Below are 21,128 nucleotides of genomic sequence, written 5' to 3'. Positions count from 1 at the left end.
GCCCTCAGGCCGGCGGCGGCGCCTTGCAGTGCCGATCGATGAAGGCCTGGTGCGGCGGCATCGCGTCCACGCAGGCCGACAGCGTGCGGCCGATGCTGTCCACGAAGCGGTGGATCTCCTCGTCGGGCACGTTGTCGACCAGCGGATGCCAGCCCTTCGGCACGATGCCCTGCCCGATCATGACCTGCACCCAGCTGATCTCGGCGAACATCTCGCTGGCGTTGCGGAAGAAGCGGCCGCTGTCGCGGAACAGGTCGATGACGCCCTGCAGCTCCGCAGGCACCTCCATCGTCCGGCACTGGCGCCAGAACGCCGTGTCGTCGCGACGCGTCGCCTTGTAGTGCAGCACGATGAAGTCGCGGATGCGGTCGAACTCGAACGCCAGCTGCGCGTTGTAGCGCTCGGCGAGCGCGGGATTGAAGCCCTCGCGCGGCAGCAGCTCGAGCAGCTTGGAGATGCCCGACTGGATCAGGTGGATGCTGGTCGATTCCAGCGGCTCGAGGAATCCGCTCGACAGCCCGATCGCGACGACGTTGCGGTGCCAGCTCTGTTTGCGGCGACCGGTGGTGAAGCGCAGCGGTCGCGGATCGCCGAGCGCTTCGCCTTCCAGATTCGCCAGCAGCGTGGCGGCCGCCTCGTCGTCGCTGACGTGCGCGCTCGAATACACGTAGCCGTTGCCGGTGCGGTGCTGCAGCGGAATGCGCCATTGCCAACCGGCGGCACGCGCGGTCGAGCGCGTGAACGGCGCGGGCGGCCCGACATTCGAGGTCGGCACGGCCAGCGCGCGGTCGCAGGGCAGCCAATGGGTGAAATCGTGGTAGCCGGTCTTGAGCGTCTGCTCGATCAGCAGGCCGCGGAAGCCGGAACAGTCGACGAACAGGTCGCCCGCCAGCACGGTGCCGTCCTGCAGCCGCACCGAGGTGACGAAGCCGCTTTCGGCATGCTGCGCCACGTGTTCGACCATGCCTTCGTGCCGGCGCACGCCGCGCTGTTCGGCATAGCCGCGCAGATACCGCGCATAGAGCCCGGCATCGAAGTGGTAGGCGTAGGCGATATTGCCCAGCGGGGATCCCGGAGGCACGTCCGTCGCCGAGACCATGAAGCGGCCGCGCTGCGCGGCCACGGTGTTGAGGGTGTAATCGCCGAGCGGACCGGCGCGGCCCTGGCTGCGCGCCTTGAGCCAGTACTGGTGGAACGGCAGCAGGCCGAGCGGATGCCCGATCTCGCTGCCGAAACCGTGGATGTAGCGCTCGCCGACGTCGAGCCAGTCGACGAATTCGATGCCCAGCTTGAAGCTGCCCTGCGTGCTGCGCACGAACTCGGCCTCGTCGATGCGCAGCAGCTGGTTGAACGCCTTGATGTGCGGCACGGTGGCCTCGCCGACGCCGACGGTGCCGATCCGCTCCGATTCGACCAGCGCGATGTCGTAGCCGGGGCCGAGCACGCGCGACAGCGCGGCCGCGGTCATCCAGCCAGCCGTGCCGCCGCCGACGATGACGATGCGTTGCAGACGATCCATCCCGCTCTCCTGTTGCGATGGCGTAGACCCACAGCACGACGGGACCCGCAGGTCCCGTCGTGGTCACGCGGACGCGCGGGTGCGCGTCAGAACTTCACACCGAGCTCGAGGCTCAGCGTACGCGGCACGTAGTACATGTTGCCGAACTCGTTGACCGTGATGTTGGGCGAGTAGTTGCCGCCGGCGCCCGCGCTGATCAGGTTGAACGACGAGAAGTTCTGGTAGTTGAACACGTTGAGCACGTTCAGGCGTGCGGTCAGCGCGGTGTCGCCCGGCAGTGCGAACTCCTTGGTCGCCTGCAGGTCGACGGTGCGGTAGCCCCAGATGTCGCCACCGACCAGGAACTTGCCCGTACCCGGCGGCTTGAACGCGATCGGCTGGCCGAACGAGCCATCGGCCGGACGCGCACCGTAGTCGCGCACGTCGTTGAGGTAGCGCGGCGTCTCGAGCACGATCTTCGCGCCGAACGTCAGGCCCCACGGACCGTCCACGGAACCCGCCATTACCAGGCGGTGTTCGGGCACGTCGTTGGCATTGATGAAGGGATAGCCTGCGATCGTCGGCTTGTCGAACGCGTACGCCTCGTCACGCGAGCGGTTGTGGATCGCGTCGGTCTTCGTGTACGCGAAGCTGACGCCCCAGCCCGAGTCCTTGGTGTACGGCTTTTCCGCCGACATCAGCAGCTGGTCGTTCTTGGTCTCGATGCCGTTGCTGCCGAGGATGGTGTTCGCGTAGCCCGGGACCGCTTCGCCCCACGGCGCGCTGCCGTCCTGGAAATAGCTGCCGTCGGGATAGCGGTTGATCAGCGTGAACACGAAACCGTCGTAGCTGTTGATGCGCTGGACGGTCACGTCGGTCAGCCAGTCGCCGACCTGGTTGGCCATGCCGAGGCTGAACTGGTCGCTGTAGGGCGTGCGCAGGTCGTTGTTGAGCATGAAGAGCTCGGCGCTGCCGGCGGTGCCGGGAATGGACCACAGCTGCTCGATGCCGGTGAGATAGCGCTCGTCCCAGGCGACGCACGGACGGCCTTCCTCGTTCGGACGGTAGCACTGCCCGGTGGCCGGATCCTGGAAGCGGACGTTGACCGGCGAGAGCGCGGCCTTGCTAACTTCCAGCGACAGCAGCTTGAACAGGTTGCGGTCGTAAGAGCGGCCGGCGCCGCCGTGGATCACGTGCTGTTCGTTGGCATCGAGATCCCAGGCGAAGCCGAAGCGCGGCGCCCAGCCGTCCTTGAAGTCGCTGCGGTTGTCACCGGTGCTGATGTAGTCACGCGCGTTGATGCCGCTGGCGAGCAGGCGATTGGCCCAGGGCTGGCCAGGGTTGTCTTCGTCCGGCGAATACAGCGCGTCGACGAAGGCCTGCGAGGTCACGAAGTCGGTGTAGGCCGGATTCTTCTCGTAGTCCCAGCGCACGCCCAGGTTGAAGATCAGGTGGTCGTTCACCTGCCAGTCGTCCTGGATGTAGAACCCGTACTGCTTCGAATCGGTCTCCACCGACGGACGCTGGCCGGGCACGTTGTAGGGCGAGAGGAAATCGACGTTGAACGGCGTCGGCTTGACGCCTGCCGTCGTGACTTCGTAACGGAACTGCGGATTGATCGCGCCGGCGTCCTGCGAGGCGAGCGTGATGTCCTTGTAGCTCACGCCCACCTTGAAGGTGTGCTCTCCCGCGAACTCGAAGCCCTGGAACGTCGTGTTGTTGATCAGCGACCAGCCGTCCTGCTCGCGACGGAACGCGTCGAAGCCACCGGCCGGACCGGTCTCGACCAGCGTGCGCTCGTTGGCGACGGTGCCGTTGGGATTGCGCTCGATGTAGGTGTAGATGATGCCGTTGCCCAGGCTCATCGGGAACGGGTTGGTCTGCGTGTCCTCGGTGCTGAGGATCAGCTCGTTGTTCCACGACGCGGCGCTGTGCTGCCAGCGCAGGTTGACGCGCTTGTCCTTGTTGATGACGTCGCGGCCGTGCTCGGCGGCGCGCTGGTCGCCGACCGAGTCCACCTGGACCTCGTCACGCACCTGCGCGCTGAGTTCGATCAGATCGTCGTCGGTCACGTTCCAGCTGATCTTGCCGAAGTACAGGTCCTCCTCGAACGGCGCACTGATCGGGCCAAAGCGCGCCTGGACGTCCGCCGGCAGATACTGCACGAACTGCGAGGCGTTGGAGTCCGGCACCACGCTGCGCGGGGTGATCAGGTCCTTCTTCTCGTAGACGGCGAAGAAGTGCATGCGGTCCTGGATGATCGGGCCGCCGAAGGCGACGCCCCATTCCTTGGTCTGCGAATCGACCTTGTCCTTGCCCGGTGCCTCTTCGTCGGGACGCTTCTCGCGCAGGCCCTCGTTGGTGAAGCGGTAGAACGCTTCGCCTTCGAATTCGTTGGTGCCCGACTTCGTCGCCGCGGTCACGGCGGCGCCGGTGACCTGGCCGTACTCGGCCTTGTAGTTCGAGGTGATGACCTTGTACTCGCCGATCGCCAGCTGCGAGAACGGGTTGCCGCGCGAATTGTTCTGGCCGGCGACACCGCCGCCTTCGACGTATCCCTTCTGGCCGACGCCGTCGATGTAGAGATTGCCCGACGAGCTGTTGGTCGCGCCGCTACGCAGCGAGGTGAAACCCTGCGCGTCGGTGGTGAACGCCATGCCCGGCACGGTGTCGGCGAACTCGAGGAAGTTGCGCGTCGCCTGCGGCAGCTGCTGGATCTGGCGCAGCGAGATCGTGTTGCCCACTTCGGACGTCTTGACGTCGCGCAGCAGCGGGGCGGTCACGGTGACGGCGCCGATGTCGGTCACATCGCCGGACGCGGTGCCGGTCTGGCTGGTGGTGCCCTGCAAGTTGAGAGTCGATGTCGAAGCCACCGACAGCGTCACCGTCTGCTGGTTACCGCCCGCGTCGACGCGGTAGGTACCCGGCGGCAGGCCGATCAGGGTGTAGCTGCCGTTCGCACCAGTCTGGGTGCGGCGCACCGCCCCGGTGGCGGTATTGGTGGCCGTCACCGTGGTGCCGGCTTCCGCGCCCGCCTGCGAGGACACCTGGCCGCGCAGCGTGGCGCCGGTGGACTGTGCGAACGCAGGTGTCGCGACGACGAGACAGCCCAGCAGCGCGCACGCGAGCAGGCTGGGTTTGGGGGCACGCGAAGTGCGGTTGGCTTTCATGGCATCCCCTCCGAGGGACTTCCGTTACGTGATTTCTGAGTTGTTGTTATGGGCTCGGGACAACGGCACAGCGGCACAGCGTTTGCGGCACGCCCACGCACGACCGCGCACCGGTCTGGGCCGGCACTTCGGAAGCGGGAATGGCCTGTAAGTCGACGGAACGGCGCGCGGATGTCGGGTGGCATCCGCTTCACTGGCCGGACCGGTCTCCACCGGTCGCGCCTCGACGCGCAACGTGCTGGAACACGTGGTCGCGACAGACGCCGGCGCCCGCATCACCTGTGCGGCCTCCGGCAGCAGGAGGGGGCGCAGTGGTGCGAGCCGGCGCGCATCGTAATCCTGCGTCGCCTCGCCGTCTATGCACACGACGACGGGCCCCGTGGCGCACGAAAACGCCACGCGGCCATCAGCCACACGCTCCCCGGATCCGACCGCCCCCGCGCTCATTCGAACGTCCGCCCTCGTCAGTGAGGCGGACGCTAGCACCGCTTGGAAACGTTTACATGCCGCATTGCAGCAGACACGCGTCACAGATCGACGCGCCTTGCGAACGCCGTCGGCTGAATCGCGGTGGACCCCGCGGCGGACGGTGCATGCGCGGGCCGCGCCGGCCGTTGCATGATGCGGACATGGAGACGCGACGGATCGCCCCTGCTGCCCGCCCTGCCTGCCGCATGCTCGCCATGCTGCTCGGCAGCGTCTGTGCGTTGTCCGCGGTGGCCGCTCCGCCACCGCCACCGCAGGTCACGGTGTACCGGTGCACGGACGCGAACGGCCGTGTCGCTCTGCGCGATTCACCGTGCGCGGACGACGCCACGCAGGAAGTGCGCAACATGCTGCGCCCCGTCGACGGCACGCCACCGCCTCCGCGTCCCACGGACCCCACGTCGACCGTTGTCGCTGCGCCGTCACCACAGGTGATCGTGTTGCGGCCACCGCAGCCGATGTACCGGTGCGTCCGTCCCGACGGCAGCAGCTACACCAGTGATTCGTCCGAGGGCAACCCACGGTGGGTACCGCTGTGGACGCTCGGCTACGGGCCCTCGCGTCGCGGGCCATCGACGCGTGTCGAAGCCGGCGGCGGACGCGGCAGCATCGAGGTGGATTCCGGGGTCGATACACGGCCGCGTGCACGCGGCGGCTATTACGGCGCGGGCACCTGGATCCGCGACGAATGCCGGCAACTGCCGCAGCGTGAGGTCTGCAGCCTGCTCGGCGATCGACGCGAAGAGATCCGTCGCCGCTTCTTCAATGCGCAGCCGACCGAACGCAGCCAGCTGACCAACGAAGAACAGACGATCAACGCGCGTCTGTCCCAGGACTGCGACCGGTGAAGCACAGCGTCGTGTTGTCCCTCGCGCTCCTGTGCGCGCTGGCGAGTGGCGGCCGTGCCGCAGTGACCACGGTGATCTACCGCTGCACCGACGCCACCGGCGCGGTGACGTTCCAGAACGGCACGGCCTGTCCCGCCGGACATACGCAGGAACGGCGCGTCGTGGAGATGGCGACGCCCTTGCCCGCATTCGTCGCGCCACCTGCGGCGCCGGTCACCCCGCCGCAGGTTCCGCTGATCTCGCGGCTGCCGGCTCCCGATCCGGTGACGCCGCGCGACGTTGCGGCCGCGCCGCAACCGCCGCCCGCGCTGTTCGCGTGTCGCGTGTTCGACAACAGCACCTACTGGCGCGAGGACGCCAACCCGCCGCCGCGTTGCCGCCCCATGCGCACCATCGGCATCGGTGGCCTGCCCGGCATGGAGGCGGGCCAGGCCTGCGAACAGGTGGCGGATGTCTGCGAAGCGGTGCCTGCCGATGCGCTGTGCAGCACCTGGGAAACGCGCGTGCGCGAGGCCGAATTCCGCTGGCGCTATGCGCAGGGGCGCGAGCAGCCCGCCCTGCGCGCGGAGTACGAGCAGCTCTTCTCGACCTGGCGTAACAGTACCTGTGGCCCGGGCGCCGGCATCGCGCCGGCCACCGACTAGAGCCAGCGCGGCACGGCGGCCCGATAGGCCGCGTAGTCGGATCCGAAGCACGCATGCAGACGTGCTTCCTCGAACGGAATGATCGCGCGTTGCAGCGCCAGCACCGGCAACGGCAGCAGGAGCAGCGCCCAGGGCAGATCCAGCATCAGCGCCAGACCGACGTACGCCAGTACCTGCGCCAGGTAGATCGGATTGCGCGTCCACCGGAACGGACCGCGCAGGATCAACTGCGCCGGCGTGTGCGCGGGGATGATCGTGGTCCGGCGCCGCACGAACAGCGCGAACGCCCACACCGCCAGCACCAGGCCGGCATCGGCCAGCACCGTGCCCGTCAGATGCAGTGCGCTGCGCATGCTCTCCGGTGCCAGCGGCAGACCGAGCGCATGCTGCAGTCCGGCGCCCGCGGCGAATGCCGCAATGCACTGGACCGGCGATGTGCTGCGCACCAGCCAGGGCGCGCGCGGGGCGACGTCCCGCGACTCAGAAACCATGGCGCAGGAATCCGCCGTCGACCGCGATGCATTCGCCGGTGATGTAGGCCGATGCCGGCAGGCACAGGAACGCGACTGCCGCAGCGACCTCTTCCGGTTCGCCGATGCGGCCCATCGGCGTGCGCAGCAGCACATCGTCGAGATAGTCGGGATCCGACAGTGGACCCGAAGTCCGCCGCGTGCGGATGTACCACGGCGCGACCGCATTGACACGGATGCCGTCCTCGGCCCACTCCACCGCGAGATTGCGGGTCATCTGGTGCAACGCCGCCTTGCTCATGCCGTAGGGCGCACCGCTGCGCACATGGGTGATGCCCGACACGCTGCCGACGTTGACGATCGCCGAACTGCCGCGGCTCGCGAGCAGCGGATGCGCATAGCGCGCAAGCTCGAACGCACTGAACACGTTGACCTCGAAGATCTCGCGCCACTCGTCTTCGGCGTAGTCGTTCGCTGCGCGACTGAGGTTGCCGCCGGCGTTGTTGACCAGGATGTCGAGCCCGTCGCCCTGGTCCTCGACCCAGTCGAGGATCTCGCGGCGCTGCTCTTCGTCGACGACGTCGGCGATCATCGCGCGCACGTCGGCCTGGGGAAATTCCTCGAGCAGTTCGTCGCGCGTCGATTCCAGTGCATCGCCGTTGCGGCCGACGATCAGCACGGTCGCGCCGAAGCCGGTCAGTTCGCGAGCGATCGCGCGGCCAATGCCGGCGCTGCCACCCGTCACGAGGGCCAGTTGTCCATCCAGGCGCCAGCGGTGCGGATCCATCGTCATTCCCTGATCTGTGTCGGCGTTAGGATAGCGCCGAGCCCGTCCGTCGGAGTGCCGCATGTCCAGTCAACGCATGGTTCCGCATCCCGCCATCGGCAATCACCGCACCCGCATCGGCGTCGCCGCGCTGCTGTTGCTCGGCTGCGCAGCCTGTACGCCGCCGACGGACAAGCCGACCGAACCGCAGGCCACGCATTTGCGCGACGCGATACAAAAGCCACTCGACGATGCGCGCGCGACGCAGGCGACCGTCGACGCCGATGCGCAGCGTCAACGCCAGGCGATCGAAGCCGCCGGCGGCTGAGCGGCCCCCGGCGCGTCGACGGCTCACCAGTCCGTCGGCTTGTAGTCCTTGAGGAACTGGCCCCAGACGTGGGTGCCGGTATTGATGCCGTCGATGATCGGATCGACGATGCGCGCCGCGCCGTCGACGATGTCGAGCGGCGGATGAAAGCGCTCCTCGACGATCTTGCGCTCGGCGATCTCCACCGGATCCTCGTCGGTCACCCAGCCGGTGTCGACGGCATTCATGTGGATGCCGTCGCCGTGGTAATCCGCGGCCGAGGTGCGCGTCATCATGTTGAGCGCGGCCTTGGCCATGTTGGTGTGCGGATGCTTGGTGGTCTTGAAGTTGCGATAGAACTGCCCCTCGACCGCGGACACGTTGACGATGTGCTTGTCGCGCTCCGGAGTCCGCGTCATCAGCGTCTTCAGGCGCGCATTGAGGATGAAAGGCGCGACCGCGTTGACCAGCTGCGTCTCCAGCAGTTCGACCGCCGGCACTTCGTCCATCTGCAGCCGCCATGAGTTGCGCCCGCGCAGATCGACCTGCTGCAGATCCTTGTCGACGCGACCTTCGGGGAACAGATGCGCCTGGCCGACCAGTTCGTCGGCGAGCAGCGGCACCTGCGACAGTTCCGCGGCGCGCGCGAGGCCGGCGCGGCCCGCGCTGCTCTCGACCAGCGACTGGCTGCCGCCCGGCAGCAGATCGGCCGCGCGCAGGCCTTCGTAACCGCCGACGAGCTTGCGCACGTGTTCGGGCAACTCGTGCAGCGCGGCGGTTTCGCCGGCCATCATGTGCGCGTAGAACGCCGGCGGACGACGTACGGTCTGGCAGGCGTTGTTGACGATGAAGTCGAGCCGGTCGCGCGTGGCGACGAGTTCGGCGCAGAACGCCTCGACGCTCGGGGTGTGGCGCAGATCGAGGCCGAACACTTCCAGCCGGTCGCCCCACTCGCCGAAGTCCGGCTCCTGCGCGTAACGCTGCGCCGAGTCGCGCGGGAAACGCGTGGTGACGATCAGCGAACAGCCCGCGCGCAGCAGTTTGAGACCGGCCTGGTAACCGATCTTGACCCGGCCACCGGTCAGCAGCGCGACACGCCCGGTGAGGTCGGCGGTCTCGGTGCGCTTGATGAAATTGAGCTCCGCGCAGGTCGGGCACAGCTGGTCGTAGAAGTGGTGGATCTGCGTATACTTCTGCTTGCAGACGTAGCAGTGCAGCAGTTCCGGCGACTCGGCATACGGCAACTCTTCCGGCGCGGCGTTGCGTGGATCGTGCTGGCCCGGTGGCTGCGGCGGAAAGTAGTTCGGCGTGGTGAACACCGGCTTGCGACGCAGCGTGCGGATACCGGTCTGGTCGAGCAGCGCCTCGGTGCGACGCACCTTCTCCCGATTGGCTTCGCGCAGCGCTTCCTTGGCCTGCTTGCGCCGCGCACGCGGCTCGGGATGGTGCACGAGCGCGACCGCCTGCAGCAGGCGGATGCGGGCCTCGTCCGGCAGACCGTCGAGCACGCTGCGGTCGTCGCGGATCGCCTCGAGCAGGTCGGCGGCGATGCGTGCGCGCTGCGGCAGGGAGTCGTCGGCGTCGGATGCCGGGAGCGGAGCGGAGGTCGAGTTCAAGAGCGTGTCCGTGGGCGTGCGCGACGTGTCGGACGCGGAGCGCCGGTGTCGAGCGGGAAAGCGTGCGTTGCATCGGCCGGTCGGCCGTCGCGGGCGTGGGGTGGTCGCGGTGACGCACGAAGCCTGCGACCGCACCGAAGACCACGAGGGTCCCCGGCGCGGCATTTTCGCCGATCGGGGGAGGCTGTGCCATCCGACGCCCAGGACGCCGTCCGGTCCGCGCCGGCCGCGAGACGAGGCGGCAGCCACTGCACCGCAAGGCGACGACGTTGCCTGCCGCGCTGGAAACCCGGGCGACGGCGTGCGCAGTGCGGTGGTGCGTGGCATCCACGGTGGAGACTGCGGCGGCACGCAACGCAACGCTGTTCGCGTGACGAAGTGATAGCGCGCGCGCGACGGATCGAACATCGCGTCGCGACGTAGCCTCGGAGCGCATGCGACACCCTCGCACCGCGCGCAAAGACCTTCGGTGATTGCGGTACGCTCCACCCTCGCCTGGCCGGACAGCGGACCGGGGTCCTGCAACGTCCGGGGGGACAGATGACAACCGACACCAGTGGTCTGCGCGCCGATCGGATGCCGAGCGGCGAGAACACACGACTAATCATCCTGATCAGCTGCGTCGCCACGATCGGCGGCTTCCTGTTCGGGTTCGACAGCGGCGTCATCAACGGCACGGTCGACGGCCTGCAACGCGCGTTCAATTCCGACTCGGTGGGTACCGGCTTCAATGTCGCCTCGATGCTGCTGGGCTGCGCGGTGGGTGCGTTCTTCGCCGGCCGGCTGGCCGATGTGTTCGGCCGTCGCACGCTGCTGATCGTGGCCGCAGTGCTTTTCCTGGTGTCGGCCTGGGGTTCGGGCATAGCGACCGGGTCGCTGGAGTTCGTGATCTACCGCATCGTCGGCGGCCTGGCCGTCGGCGCAGCGAGCGTGATGTCGCCCGCCTACATCGCCGAAGTGTCGTCGGCACGCTATCGCGGCCGGCTCGCGACGGTGCAGCAGATCGCGATCATCGGCGGCCTGTTCGCGGCGTTCCTCAGCAACTATCTGCTGGCGCGCATGGCCGGCGGTTCGACGGCGGAATTCTGGGGCGGCCATCAGGCTTGGCGCTGGATGTTCTGGATCGAAATGGCGCCGGCAGCGCTGTTCCTCGTGGCCCTGTTCGCGATTCCCGAAAGCCCGCGCTTTCTGGTCGCGCGCGGCCGGCTCGACCAGGCCGAACGCGTGCTGGTGCGCTTGTACGGCGATGTCGACGGCCGCCGCAAGCTCGGCGAAATCCGCGAGTCCTTGGCCGCCGATCTGCACCGCCCCAAGTTCTCGGACCTTGTGTCCAAGGTGACGGGGCGCGTGCGCCCGATCGTCTGGGTCGGCATCGGCCTGGCGGTGTTCCAGCAGCTGGTTGGCATCAACGTGGTGTTCTATTACGGCGCGGTGCTGTGGCAGGCGGTCGGTTTTTCGGAGAACGATGCGCTGCTGATTAATGTGCTGTCCGGCGCGCTGAGCATCGGCGCGTGCATCGTCTCGCTGCTGCTGGTGGACCGCATCGGGCGCAAACCGCTGCTGTGGATCGGCTCGGCCGGCATGGCGGTGACGCTGGCGGCGGTGACCGCGGCGTTCTGGACTGGCACGCTGGGCGACGACGGCCGCCTGCTGCTGTCGGATTCGATGGGCCTGCTCGCGCTGGTTGCCGCGAATCTCTACGTGATCTTCTTCAACGCCTCGTGGGGCCCGGTGATGTGGGTGATGCTCGGCGAGATGTTCCCCAACCAGATCCGCGGTTCGGGCCTGGCGGTCGCCGGCCTGTTCCAATGGGGCGCGAACTTCCTGATCACCTGGACCTTCCCGATGCTGCTCGCCGGCATCGGTCTGGCCGGTGCCTATGGCCTGTATGCGATCGCCGCCGCGCTGTCGGTGGTGTTCGTGCTGCGCTACGTCAACGAAACCCGCGGCCGAGAACTCGAGCAGATGGAAGGCTGATGCAACCAGGGCGTACCTGTGGGCCTGCGCCCGCAGGTGCGCAGCGTCGTCGCCCGTCTGCCGTCGGAGGCGCCGGCAACAGTGTCCGCGGCGCATTGGACCGCAAGGTTCGGACAGGCGCTTCGATGCGTGCGTCTCTGTGATCGCTCGGTCGCGATCGGACCCCGGCGCCAGCGCAGTACCTGCGACGGCGCGCCACGCCGGATGCCCCGCCCGTCACCGCTGCGCGCACCATGCACCAACGCAAACGGCCCGCCGATGGCGGGCCGTTCTCGTTTCGACGACTGCGCGAAATCAGAGCTCGCAGAAGCAGTACGCAACCGCCTTGACCGGGCGGCCCGGCTGCGGGGTGATCACGCTTTCGAGCAGCTGCAGGTCCTGCTCGGCACGCGGCACCGCGCGGGCCAGCAGGCCGCGTGCAATGTCGCTGTGGCCGACCAGTGCGCCGCCGAGACGGCCACTGACGAAGCCGGTGAGGAAGCGGCCGAACGGCGTCGCGGTCTTCTCGACGTAACGCGTGCGCCATTTGCCCTCTTCCAGTCCACCGAGCTCCGCGGCCTTGGCGATCGCCGTGCGCAGGCCGCCCAGCTCGTCGACGAGACCGCGATCGAGTGCCTGGGTGCCGCTCCACACGCGACCGCGGGCGACGGTGTCGATCTCTTCCGCACTGCGGCCACGCGCCTGCCCGACCTTGCCGATGAAATTGGCGTAGCCGCGATCGATGATCGACTGGATGGCCAGACCGGCCTCGGGCTGCAGTTCGCGGGTCAGATCGAATGCGCCGGCGAAGCGCGTCGTGCCGACGCCGTCGGTGCGCACGCCGATCTTCTCCAGCGTGCGCGGGAAGGTCGGGACCAGCGCGAAGATGCCGATCGAGCCGGTGATCGTCGACGCATCGGCGTAGATGCGATCGGCGTTCATGCTGATCCAGTAGCCGCCCGACGCGGCGACATCGCCCATCGACACCACCACCGGCTTGCCGGCGGCCTTGAGCGCATCGACCTCGCGGCGGATCTGCTCGGAGGCGAACACTTCGCCGCCACCGGAATCGACGCGCAGCACGACCGACTTCACGTGTTCGTCGTCGAGCGCCTCGCGCAGCAGGGCCGAGGTCGACTCGCCACCGATCGTGCCCGGCGGCTGCTCGCCACCGGTGATGCCACCTTCGGCGACGACCACGGCGACCTGGTCGCGTCGGTCCGCGGCCGAGCTGGCCGGCGTCACGTGCGCCAGGAAATCGCGCATCGACACCTGGCGGAAGCCGCCCTCGGCATCCTCGTCGGCCACGCCACGTTCGATCAGCAGGTCCTCGACTTCTCCACGCGTCTTCAGGCCGTCGACGAACTTCTGCGACAGCGCGTACCGGGCCAGATCGCCCTGCGCCGCGGCGATGCCCTGCGGCAGCGTGTCGACGCCGGCATTGAGCGCCTCGGGCGTGGTGCCGCGCACCTTGGCGATGTCGGCGATGTGCCGCTGCCAGATGTCGTTCATCCAGTACAGGTCGGCTTCCTTCGACTCCGGCGACGCACCGTCGAGGATGTAGGGCTCGGCCGCCGACTTGTACTCGCCCACCTTGAACAGGTGCACATCCACGCCGAGCTTGTCTTCCAGCGCTTCGCGGTAGTACTGGCGATAGCCGGCCAGGCCTTCGAGCATCATGCCGCCTTCGGGATCGAGGTAGACCTCGTCGGCCTGCGCGGCGAGCAGGTACTGCTGCTGGCCGAAATACTCGCCGAACGCGACGACCTGCTTGCCGGCCGCGCGCACCTCGGCAATCGCGTCGGCCACTTCGCGCATCGACGCGTAGCCGGAGAAGGTCATGCGATCGGTCCGCAGCAGCACACGCTCGATGCGCTCGTCGGTCTTCGCCGCTTCCAGCGCGCGCAGCACGTCGCGCAGTTGCACCTCACCGACGCCGCTGCCGCTGTTCTCGGCCAGCGCGCGCATGAAGGGATCGCTGCGGTACTGCTCCACCAGCGCGCCCTCGGGCGCGATGACCAGCGTGGTGCGCTCGAGCAGCGGCGCCTGGCGCGAGCTGCCGCCGACGATCGCGATCAGCACCAGCAGCGCGAACAGGAACAGCAGGCCGAAGAACAGGACATTGAGGATCAGGCGCCGGATGAAGTTCATCCCGTCCCAGATGCCGACAATGAAGCGCGTCAGCGGCGCGCGGGGCTGCACAGTACTCATGCGGAAAACGGCTCCATCAGAAAATTATCGGGTCGTGGCCGCCGGCAGCGGTGCGGCCTGGGTCCATCCCAGGAGGCAGCCTACCGGGCGCGGCAGGCCAATGCATGCGCCGGTCGTCACTGTGCCGTCGGAGATGCAGCGGGCGCCGGCACATGCCGGCTGCTGCGCAGGAACCGGGCGCCCAGCAGGACGGCGGCCACGGTCAGCCCGGCGATCAGGCCGATCCACATGCCCTTCGGTCCCCAGCCCAGTCCCAGACCGAGCGTCGCGCCCAGCGCCATGCCCACGCCCCAGTACGCCGCCGCGGCGAGGACCATCGGCACGCGCGTGTCCTTGAGCCCACGCAGCGCGCCGGCCGACAGCGCCTGGATGCCGTCGGGAAACTGGAACGCGGCGGCGTAGAGCAGCAGCGAGCCGGCGAGCGCGGCGACGGCGGCGTCTTCGGTGTAGATGCGCACGACGTGGTCGTGGCCCAGCAACAGCAGCACGCCCGAGACCGTCTGGGTGACCAGCACCAGCGTCAGACCTGCGAACCCCGCACGCCGCACCCCGGCGCTGCCGAGGCCGCGGCCGATCGCATTCCCCACGCGGACGGTGGTCGCCTCGGCCAGGCCGAACGGCACCATGAAGCAGAGCGCGGCGACGTTGATCGCGATCTGGTGCGCGGCCGCCTCGAGTTCGCCGAGCCGGCCGATCAGCAGCGCGGTCACCACGAACAGGCTGCCCTCCATCGTCACCGTCACGCCGATCGGCAAGCCGGTGCGCAGCAGCGCGGCGATCTCCGCCCGGCGCGGCGGGTCGAAGCGGGTGAACAGCTGGTAGCGCGCGAACCGCTTCGACAGCGCCAGGTACAGCGCGAAGGCGGCCGACTGGGTCCACATCATGATCGCCGAGGCGATGCCCAGGCCGCCGGCGCCGCCCTCGGGGAACGGGCCCCAGCCGAACGCGAGCGCATAGCCCATCGGCACCAGTACGACGAGTCCACCGAAGCCGAACACCATCGTCGGCAGTGTCCAGTGCAGGCCGTCGCTGAGATAGCGCATGCAGAAATACAGCGTCAGCGCCGGCACGCCCCAGCGGATGCCGTGCAGGAATGCGGTCGCGCCCGGCACGATGTCGGGCGCGATCCCGAACGGGCCCAGCCCGGCGGCCAGCAGCGTCAGCAGGCCGAACAGCGCCACGCCGAGCGCCGCCGCCAGCCACAGCGCCTGCCGGAACAGCGGGCCGACTTCGGCATGGCGGCCTTCGCCGTCGAGCTGCGACACCGACGGCGGCACCGCCATCAGCGTGCCCATCGGCACCATCAAGGGCAGCCAGAAGATCGCCGTCCCCACCGCGACCGCCGCCAGCGTGGCGGTGCCGTGGTGGCCGGCGATGACGGAATCGACGAAGCCGATCAGGCCGGTGGCGACGTGGCCGGCGACCAGCGGGGCCGCCAGAACGGCGGTGCGCCGCACTTCGTGACCGAAGGGCGGCGGCGTGATTGCGGAAGACATGGAGACGGCTCTGCGACTGCGGCCGCGCGGACGACGGATGCGTGCGCTGGCACCGGGGCGCGAAGGACGGGCATTCTAGCCCCACGCCGCGCAGGGGAGCGACACGCGCGTCGATCCAACCCCGTCTTCTTCCGTGTCCGCGGCCGCGCCGCCGCGGCCTTGCCAGGAATCCGTTCGCGCATGTCACACGCCGCCCTGCCGCCGCTGCCGTCCGAGGACGCGCATCCGTCCGCCTGCGAGAACTGCGGCACGCCGCTGCACGGCGACTTCTGCCATGCCTGCGGCCAGTCCACGCACAGCCCGGTCCGCCACGTCGCCCACGCGGTGGAGGAAGTGTTCGAGTCGTTCTGGCATCTCGACGGCCGGATCTTCCGCACGGTGCGCGATCTCTTCGTGCCCGGCCGCATCGCCAACCGCTACCTCGGCGGCCACCGCGTGCGCTACGTGGCACCGATGCGCCTGTTCGTGATCCTGACGCTGCTGACGTTCTTCATCGCGAAGTTCGTTGTCCAGGATGCGATGCAGGACCTCGATGCCGGCCAGATGGTCCGCACCGACGACGTCGCCACGGAGTTCTCGCAGGCGCAGACGGTGGACGACGTGCAGACGATGCGCAACGACGCGCTGGCCGGGATCGCCGAGACCCGGCGCACCCTGGGCGCCCTGCCCGGGGTGACGCCGCAGCTGGACATCGCCGCGGCGCAGGTGCGGGCACAGGCCGAGACGCGCATCGCGGAACTCGCGCCCGGCGGCGTCGCCCTGGATGCAACCACCCCTGATGCACCCGCCGCCGCGGAGTCGCCCGTCGGAACCGCCGATCCGGTTGCGCCGCCCGAGGCAGACAGCCCGTCGGCCGGTCCGCCGACCATCGGCGGTCCCGTCGGCGAACGCATCGAACGCAACATCACGCGCCTGCGCGACGATCCCCAGGCCTATGCCCGCGCGGTCCTCGGCGTGGCGCCGACCGCACTCTTCATCCTGGTGCCGCTGTTCGCGGTGCTGCTGAAGCTGCTTTACCTGTTCCAGCGCCGGCTCTATCTCGAACACGTCGTGGTCGGTCTCTACAGCCACGCGGCGCTGATGCTGGGTCTGCTGCTGCTGTTCTGCACCGCGCTGGTGACGCCGTGGCTGGCGGCGCACGCCGCGTGGGCGACCGGGGCCGTCGGCCTGCTGCAGTCGCTGCTGCTGTGGGCGATGCCGGTGTACCTGCTGCTGATGCAGAAGCGCGTCTACGGCCAGTCGTGGCCCTGGACCCTGGTCAAGTTCGCCGTCATCGGCGTGCTGTATTTCGCGCTGTTCCTCAGCGTCGCGATCCCGATGGCGGGCTACGCGCTGTACGCGCTCTAGCGGCGCGCCCGCAGCACGTCAGGGCGCGCCGGCCACCCGGGCGCGCAGCCACGCGTCACGCGCATCGGCCGGCACCGCCAGCCACTGCGCCCGCAGCGCGTCGCGTTCGTGGGGCGGCGTGCGCTGCGCGAGTGCGGCCAGATCGTCGCGCGCCTGTAGCGAGGTCGCACGCAACGCCAGCAGGGCCGGCGCGCGCTGCACTTCGGGCATCGCGGAAAACAGCGGATGCAGCCGCGGCCAGTCGGCCCCGAGCACCGGACCCAGCAGCCAGCCACGACGCAGGCCGAGATCGAGCTGCTCGAAGGCCAGGCGCAACGCGCGTTGCTCGGGTTCGGGCAGGGTTTCGAAATGCGCGGCGGCCTGTTGCAGCTCCATGCGCTCGGCGTGCGGCAACGCGTCGGCCGCCTGCCAGGCGATCCGCCGGCGCACGCGTTCGCTCGCCGGCAGGATCTGCCAGGCCGCGAGACGCGCCTGCAGGGCGTCGCGTTCGGCAGGCGTCATCTGCGCCAGGCGCGCGGCGCGGGCCTCGAGCCGGGTGCGCTCGGCGGCCGGCAGGGTGTCGGCCTGCAGCGCCGCCGGCAGCGCAGCCTGGGCGAGCGGCGCGACGAGCAGCAGCGCGACGCCGGCGCAGCGCCACATGCGCTCAGAGATCGGCATCGGTGGTCTCCATGCCGTCGGCGGTGTCGGGAACGGCGTCGAGATGGGCATCCCGGGTGTCGTCGACCGGCGCTTCGATCTGCGTGGACAACCACGCGTAGAACGCCGGGTCCTCGCGCCATGTGGCGGCGTCGGCCTCGGTCAACAGATCGAAATCGGGTGCGGTCAGCAGCGCGACCTCGGCGTCGTAGGTCGCCGCCGGCGCCTGCGCGTCGGGCAGCGCTTCGATCCGGATCGTCGTGTCGTCGTCGAGGCCGCCACCCGGCCAGGCGTCGCGCCAGGTCCAGGCCAGCGCGGCGAGCATCGCAAGCAGAACCAGCGCCTGCGCCGGCCACAGCCAGCGTGCCCGGGTCCGCGCCGCCGGCGCGGCGGCCTCCACCGGCGGCGGCGCGACGACCGCACGCTGCAGGGGAAACCGGCGCAGCGGCGGCACCTGGCCGCGCAGCGCCGCTTCGCGCAGGCCGGCCAGGCGCGCCAGCCGGTCGGGCGGCAGCGCGCGGATCGCCGCCTGGGCGGCCTCGGCGATGCGGCGCCAGGCCTCGGGGTCGGGACTGCCGTCCTCGCGATGCGGGAGTGCGCGCTGAAGACCCAGCCGGTACGTGGCCCGGGTCACGCCCAGCACCGCAGCCGCCTCGTGCTCCGGCAGCCCGGCCACCATCCGCAGCAGCACCGTGACCCTGGGACCGCCCGACAGGCCGGCCAGGGCGGGCAAGCCGTCGGCGTCGTCGGGCAGCACCGCCGGCGCGCGCAGCGCGGGCGCGGCCAGCAGCTGCGCCCAGAACCGGCGGGGCCAGTCGGGGAACGGCGTATTGGTCGCCAGCTGGCCGAAATCGGTCATCGCGGCGGCCAGCGCGGCATCCCCGGTTTCGATGTCGCCGCTCTGCCACTGCGCGAACGCGGCCGCTCGCCGCTCCACCCCGCGCAAGAACGCGGCAACGGCGGACGACATGGCGGGGGGCGCTGACTGGGAAGACGTGCTCATCGGGGCCGACGTTGGAGACCGCGCATCATAGCCACCCGACGCGATTGACCCACTCTTGACAGCCGGCGCCGGAAACGTTCCACAGGCCGGGAAGCGCGCAAGTGGTTGTTCACAGGGTTCACAACGCTGTCACCCAGCTGAAGATGACCGCCTGCACATGCTGCATGACAACAATGTTTCACGGCCAAGCCATTGATCTCGATAGGAATTTCCGATATGGCACTTTTTTGTCCAAGCACGCGTCTACCCCACTGAATACCGCTTAACGTCGCAATCCGGGGCGTGTATGCACAGGCTTATCCACAGAACATGTGGATAAGCGGCAATCCCTTTTCTTTCGGGCACTTGCAGCCACAACGTCCAAGTCAAGCGAGGTTCCGCGCGCAAATGATCGACGCATGCGGGCGACCCGATAGACTTTGCCGGTGACCGCTCCGATGCCCGCCGCCTCCGTCCTCCAGGTCGCCCTGCCGGTGCCGCTGCCACGGCTGTTCGACTACTGCGCGCCGGGCGGTGCGCCGGCCGGTCCAAACGACGTCGGTCGGCGGGTGCGGGTTCCGTTCGGCCCCCGCGAGCTGATCGGGGTCGTCGCCGCGGTCGGTCCGCCGGACGACCCCGCCCAGACCCTGCGTACCGCCCTCGAATGGCTGGACGGGACGCCCCTGCTGCATGGCGAACTCGCCGCGTCGCTGCGCTGGCTGGCCCGCTACACCCATGCCCCGCTGGGCGAAGTCCTGGCGACGGCCCTGCCCGCCGCCCTGCGCCGCGGCGACGCGCTGCCCGACACCCACGCCTGGGCCTGGCGCCTGACCGAGGCCGGCCACACCGCGCTGTCCGGTCTCAAGGCCGGCGGCCGCCCGCAACGCCTGGCGGCCCTGCTCGCAGCCACGCCGCGCGACGAGGACGCGCTGGATCTGGCGCTGGACGGCTGGCGCGCCGCCGCGCGCACGCTGGCAAGCCGCGGCCTGGTCGAACGCGTCGCGGTGCCGGCGTCGCAGCTGGCGCCGACGCCGCAGCCGGGCCCCGCGCTGCACGACGAACAGCAGCAGGCGGTCGATGCGGTCGCCGCGTGCACCGGTTTCGCCGCGATGCTGCTCGATGGGGTGACCGGCAGCGGCAAGACCGAGGTCTACCTGCAGGCGATCGCCGACTGTCTGGCGCGCGGGCGGCAGGCGCTGGTACTGGTGCCCGAGATCGGACTGACGCCGCAGACACTGGCGCGTTTCCGCGCGCGTCTGGGTGTGCCGGTCCACGCGCTGCATTCGGGCCTGGGGGACGGCGAGCGCGCGCGGGTCTGGGCGGCCGCGGCGCGCGGCGAAGCGCGTGTGGTGGTCGGCACGCGTTCGGCGGTGTTCGTGCCGCTGCCCGACGCCGGCCTCATCGTCGTCGACGAGGAACACGACGGCAGCTACAAGCAGCAGGACGGCATCCGTTACCATGCGCGCGATTTCGCGCTGGTGCGGGCCAAGGCGCTCGATGTGCCGGTGCTGCTGGGCAGCGCGACGCCGTCGCTGGAATCGCTGCAGAACGCCGTGTCCGGCCGCTACACCCATCTGCGCCTGACCCACCGCGCGGGCGCGGCAAAACCGCCGACGGTGCGCGTGCTCGACGTGCGCAAGCGCCCGCTCGAGGCCGGCCTGTCGCCGGAAATGCTGGCCGCGATGTCCGCCGCGCTCGCCGCCGGCGGCCAGGTGCTGGTGTTCAAGAACCGCCGCGGCTACGCGCCGGTGCTGCTGTGCCACGACTGTGGCTGGAGCGCGCACTGCCCGCGCTGCAGCACGCCCGACCGCCCGCATCCGATGACCGTGCACGCCGGCGGTCGGCGGCTGCAGTGTCATCACTGCGGGCATCGCGCGAGCGCGCCGCCGGCGTGTCCGGATTGCGCGAGTCTCGGCCTGCAGCCGCAGGGCGTGGGTACCGAACGCATCGAGGAACTGCTGGCCGCGCGCTTCGATGACGTGCCGGTGCTGCGGATCGATCGCGGCAGCACGCGCCGCCGCGATGCGCTCGAAGGGCTTCTGGGTGAACTCGGCAGCCAGCCCGGCATCCTGATCGGCACGCAGATGCTGGCCAAGGGCCACGACCTGCCGAATCTCACGCTGGTGTGCGTGGTCGGCATCGACGAGGGCCTGTTCTCGGCCGACTTCCGCGCCGGCGAGAAACTCGCGCAACTGCTGATCCAGGTCGCGGGGCGCGCCGGTCGCGCGGAGAAGCCCGGCACCGTACTGCTGCAGACCCATCATCCCGAGCATCCCTTGCTGCTGACGCTGATCCGTGGCGGCTACCACGCCTTCGCCGCCGACGAACTGCTGCAGCGCGAGGCGGCCGGCTTTCCGCCGTTCGCGCCGCTGGCCCTGATGCGCGCCGAATCGCAGCAGGCCGAACCGCCGATGGCCTTTCTGCAGGCCGCGCGCCGCGTACTCGCGCCGCATGCCGCGCGCGACGCCAGCGGCATGCCGACGCTGCTGCTCGATGGCCCGGTGGTCGCGCCGATGCCGCGCCGCGCAGGCGTGTATCGCGCGCAACTGCTGATCGCCACCGACCAGCGTCCGCGCCTGCACGCGATTCTCGATGCGGCGCTCCCGCTGATCCACGCCCTGCCCGAAGCGCGCCGCGCGCGCTGGTCGCTGGATGTGGACCCGGTCGATCTGTACTGAGCCGACCGGCGGCGCGG

Annotated in this window: 15 protein-coding genes; 6 read left to right on the top strand and 9 right to left on the bottom strand. The window is 69.6% G+C overall.

What is annotated here, in order from left to right:
- Positions 1-4 precede the first annotated feature (4 nt).
- Together CURTO8I2_RS00780 and CURTO8I2_RS00775 are read right to left on the bottom strand one after the other, a co-directional pair.
- Entirely contained in the window at positions 5-1,519 is a 1,515-nt protein-coding gene (locus CURTO8I2_RS00780) for a tryptophan halogenase family protein (protein ID WP_159677851.1), read from the bottom strand.
- Between the two features lie 86 nt (positions 1,520-1,605).
- The gene (locus CURTO8I2_RS00775) at positions 1,606-4,668 is read right to left on the bottom strand and encodes a TonB-dependent receptor (RefSeq protein ID WP_159677850.1); all 3,063 of its coding nucleotides are present in this window, start codon (positions 4,666-4,668) and stop codon (positions 1,606-1,608) included.
- 674 nt (positions 4,669-5,342) lie between these two features.
- On the opposite strand from CURTO8I2_RS00775, the gene CURTO8I2_RS00770 reads away from it, so the two are divergent.
- Positions 5,343-6,002, top strand: a complete 660-nt coding sequence (locus CURTO8I2_RS00770; RefSeq protein ID WP_159677848.1) for a DUF4124 domain-containing protein — start codon at positions 5,343-5,345, stop codon at positions 6,000-6,002.
- A complete protein-coding gene (locus CURTO8I2_RS00765) occupies positions 5,999-6,646 on the top strand; it encodes a DUF4124 domain-containing protein (RefSeq protein ID WP_159677847.1) in 648 nt (215 codons plus the stop codon). The genes CURTO8I2_RS00770 and CURTO8I2_RS00765 overlap by 4 nt, the downstream gene beginning before the upstream one ends.
- Here the strand turns inward: CURTO8I2_RS00765 and CURTO8I2_RS00760 are convergent.
- Both CURTO8I2_RS00760 and CURTO8I2_RS00755 read right to left on the bottom strand, forming a co-directional pair.
- Positions 6,643-7,137 carry an isoprenylcysteine carboxylmethyltransferase family protein gene (locus CURTO8I2_RS00760; protein ID WP_159677845.1) on the bottom strand — a complete coding sequence of 165 codons (495 nt, stop codon included), beginning with the start codon at positions 7,135-7,137 and terminating at the stop codon, positions 6,643-6,645. The genes CURTO8I2_RS00765 and CURTO8I2_RS00760 overlap by 4 nt on opposite strands.
- Entirely contained in the window at positions 7,127-7,903 is a 777-nt protein-coding gene (locus CURTO8I2_RS00755; protein ID WP_159677844.1) for an SDR family oxidoreductase, read from the bottom strand. Before CURTO8I2_RS00755 ends, CURTO8I2_RS00760 begins: the two co-directional genes overlap by 11 nt.
- A gap of 61 nt (positions 7,904-7,964) precedes the next feature.
- On the opposite strand from CURTO8I2_RS00755, the gene CURTO8I2_RS00750 reads away from it, so the two are divergent.
- The gene (locus tag CURTO8I2_RS00750) at positions 7,965-8,210 is read left to right on the top strand and encodes a hypothetical protein (RefSeq protein WP_236550958.1); all 246 of its coding nucleotides are present in this window, start codon (positions 7,965-7,967) and stop codon (positions 8,208-8,210) included.
- Between the two features lie 23 nt (positions 8,211-8,233).
- On the opposite strand, the gene CURTO8I2_RS00745 is transcribed toward CURTO8I2_RS00750, so the two are convergent.
- Positions 8,234-9,805 (bottom strand): SDR family oxidoreductase, encoded by a 1,572-nt coding sequence (locus CURTO8I2_RS00745; RefSeq protein ID WP_159677842.1) that lies wholly within the window; start codon positions 9,803-9,805, stop codon positions 8,234-8,236.
- Between the two features lie 540 nt (positions 9,806-10,345).
- On the opposite strand from CURTO8I2_RS00745, the gene CURTO8I2_RS00740 reads away from it, so the two are divergent.
- Positions 10,346-11,782 carry a sugar porter family MFS transporter gene (locus tag CURTO8I2_RS00740; RefSeq protein WP_159677841.1) on the top strand — a complete coding sequence of 479 codons (1,437 nt, stop codon included), beginning with the start codon at positions 10,346-10,348 and terminating at the stop codon, positions 11,780-11,782.
- Positions 11,783-12,076: 294 nt separating this feature from the next.
- Here the strand turns inward: CURTO8I2_RS00740 and sppA are convergent, their stop codons facing one another.
- Both sppA and CURTO8I2_RS00730 read right to left on the bottom strand, forming a co-directional pair.
- Positions 12,077-13,972 (bottom strand): signal peptide peptidase SppA, encoded by a 1,896-nt coding sequence (sppA, locus tag CURTO8I2_RS00735; protein WP_159677839.1) that lies wholly within the window; start codon positions 13,970-13,972, stop codon positions 12,077-12,079.
- Positions 13,973-14,088: 116 nt separating this feature from the next.
- A complete protein-coding gene (locus tag CURTO8I2_RS00730; RefSeq protein WP_159677838.1) occupies positions 14,089-15,468 on the bottom strand; it encodes an MATE family efflux transporter in 1,380 nt (459 codons plus the stop codon).
- Positions 15,469-15,648: 180 nt separating this feature from the next.
- Between CURTO8I2_RS00730 and CURTO8I2_RS00725 the strand changes: the two genes are divergently transcribed.
- On the top strand, positions 15,649-16,815 hold the full coding sequence (locus CURTO8I2_RS00725; protein WP_159677836.1) for a DUF3667 domain-containing protein: 1,167 nt from the start codon (positions 15,649-15,651) through the stop codon (positions 16,813-16,815).
- An 18-nt stretch (positions 16,816-16,833) separates the two neighbouring features.
- Here CURTO8I2_RS00725 and CURTO8I2_RS00720 read toward each other — a convergent pair whose 3' ends face one another.
- Together CURTO8I2_RS00720 and CURTO8I2_RS00715 are read right to left on the bottom strand one after the other, a co-directional pair.
- On the bottom strand, positions 16,834-17,472 hold the full coding sequence (locus tag CURTO8I2_RS00720; RefSeq protein WP_159677835.1) for a DUF3106 domain-containing protein: 639 nt from the start codon (positions 17,470-17,472) through the stop codon (positions 16,834-16,836).
- Complete coding sequence (locus CURTO8I2_RS00715) at positions 17,459-18,421, bottom strand: hypothetical protein (protein ID WP_159677833.1); 963 nt, start codon at positions 18,419-18,421, stop codon at positions 17,459-17,461. Before CURTO8I2_RS00715 ends, CURTO8I2_RS00720 begins: the two co-directional genes overlap by 14 nt.
- Before the next feature lie 470 nt (positions 18,422-18,891).
- Here CURTO8I2_RS00715 and CURTO8I2_RS00710 point away from each other — a divergent pair, with 470 nt between their 5' ends.
- Complete coding sequence (locus CURTO8I2_RS00710; RefSeq protein WP_159677832.1) at positions 18,892-21,111, top strand: primosomal protein N'; 2,220 nt, start codon at positions 18,892-18,894, stop codon at positions 21,109-21,111.
- Positions 21,112-21,128: the final 17 nt, after the last annotated feature.

The sequence above is a fragment of the Luteimonas sp. 9C genome, assembly GCF_902506295.1.
Taxonomy (GTDB): Bacteria; Pseudomonadota; Gammaproteobacteria; order Xanthomonadales; family Xanthomonadaceae; genus Luteimonas.
The sequence above is the reverse complement of the archived record's forward strand: the minus strand, read 5'-3'. Positions and strand labels throughout refer to the sequence as shown.

Bases quoted from the DNA above. Each gene is read 5' to 3' on its own strand.
- CURTO8I2_RS00770 (WP_159677848.1), top strand. From the start codon at position 5,343: ATGCTCGCCATGCTGCTCGGCAGCGTCTGTGCGTTGTCCGCGGTGGCC.
- CURTO8I2_RS00725 (WP_159677836.1), top strand. From the start codon at position 15,649: ATGTCACACGCCGCCCTGCCGCCGCTGCCGTCCGAGGACGCGCATCCG.
- CURTO8I2_RS00740 (WP_159677841.1), top strand. From the start codon at position 10,346: ATGACAACCGACACCAGTGGTCTGCGCGCCGATCGGATGCCGAGCGGC.
- CURTO8I2_RS00710 (WP_159677832.1), top strand. From the start codon at position 18,892: ATGCCCGCCGCCTCCGTCCTCCAGGTCGCCCTGCCGGTGCCGCTGCCA.
- CURTO8I2_RS00775 (WP_159677850.1), bottom strand. From the start codon at position 4,668: ATGAAAGCCAACCGCACTTCGCGTGCCCCCAAACCCAGCCTGCTCGCG.
- sppA (WP_159677839.1), bottom strand. From the start codon at position 13,972: ATGAGTACTGTGCAGCCCCGCGCGCCGCTGACGCGCTTCATTGTCGGC.
- CURTO8I2_RS00750 (WP_236550958.1), top strand. From the start codon at position 7,965: ATGTCCAGTCAACGCATGGTTCCGCATCCCGCCATCGGCAATCACCGC.
- CURTO8I2_RS00780 (WP_159677851.1), bottom strand. From the start codon at position 1,519: ATGGATCGTCTGCAACGCATCGTCATCGTCGGCGGCGGCACGGCTGGC.
- CURTO8I2_RS00755 (WP_159677844.1), bottom strand. From the start codon at position 7,903: ATGGATCCGCACCGCTGGCGCCTGGATGGACAACTGGCCCTCGTGACG.
- CURTO8I2_RS00720 (WP_159677835.1), bottom strand. From the start codon at position 17,472: ATGCCGATCTCTGAGCGCATGTGGCGCTGCGCCGGCGTCGCGCTGCTG.
- CURTO8I2_RS00760 (WP_159677845.1), bottom strand. From the start codon at position 7,137: ATGGTTTCTGAGTCGCGGGACGTCGCCCCGCGCGCGCCCTGGCTGGTG.
- CURTO8I2_RS00730 (WP_159677838.1), bottom strand. From the start codon at position 15,468: ATGTCTTCCGCAATCACGCCGCCGCCCTTCGGTCACGAAGTGCGGCGC.
- CURTO8I2_RS00715 (WP_159677833.1), bottom strand. From the start codon at position 18,421: ATGTCGTCCGCCGTTGCCGCGTTCTTGCGCGGGGTGGAGCGGCGAGCG.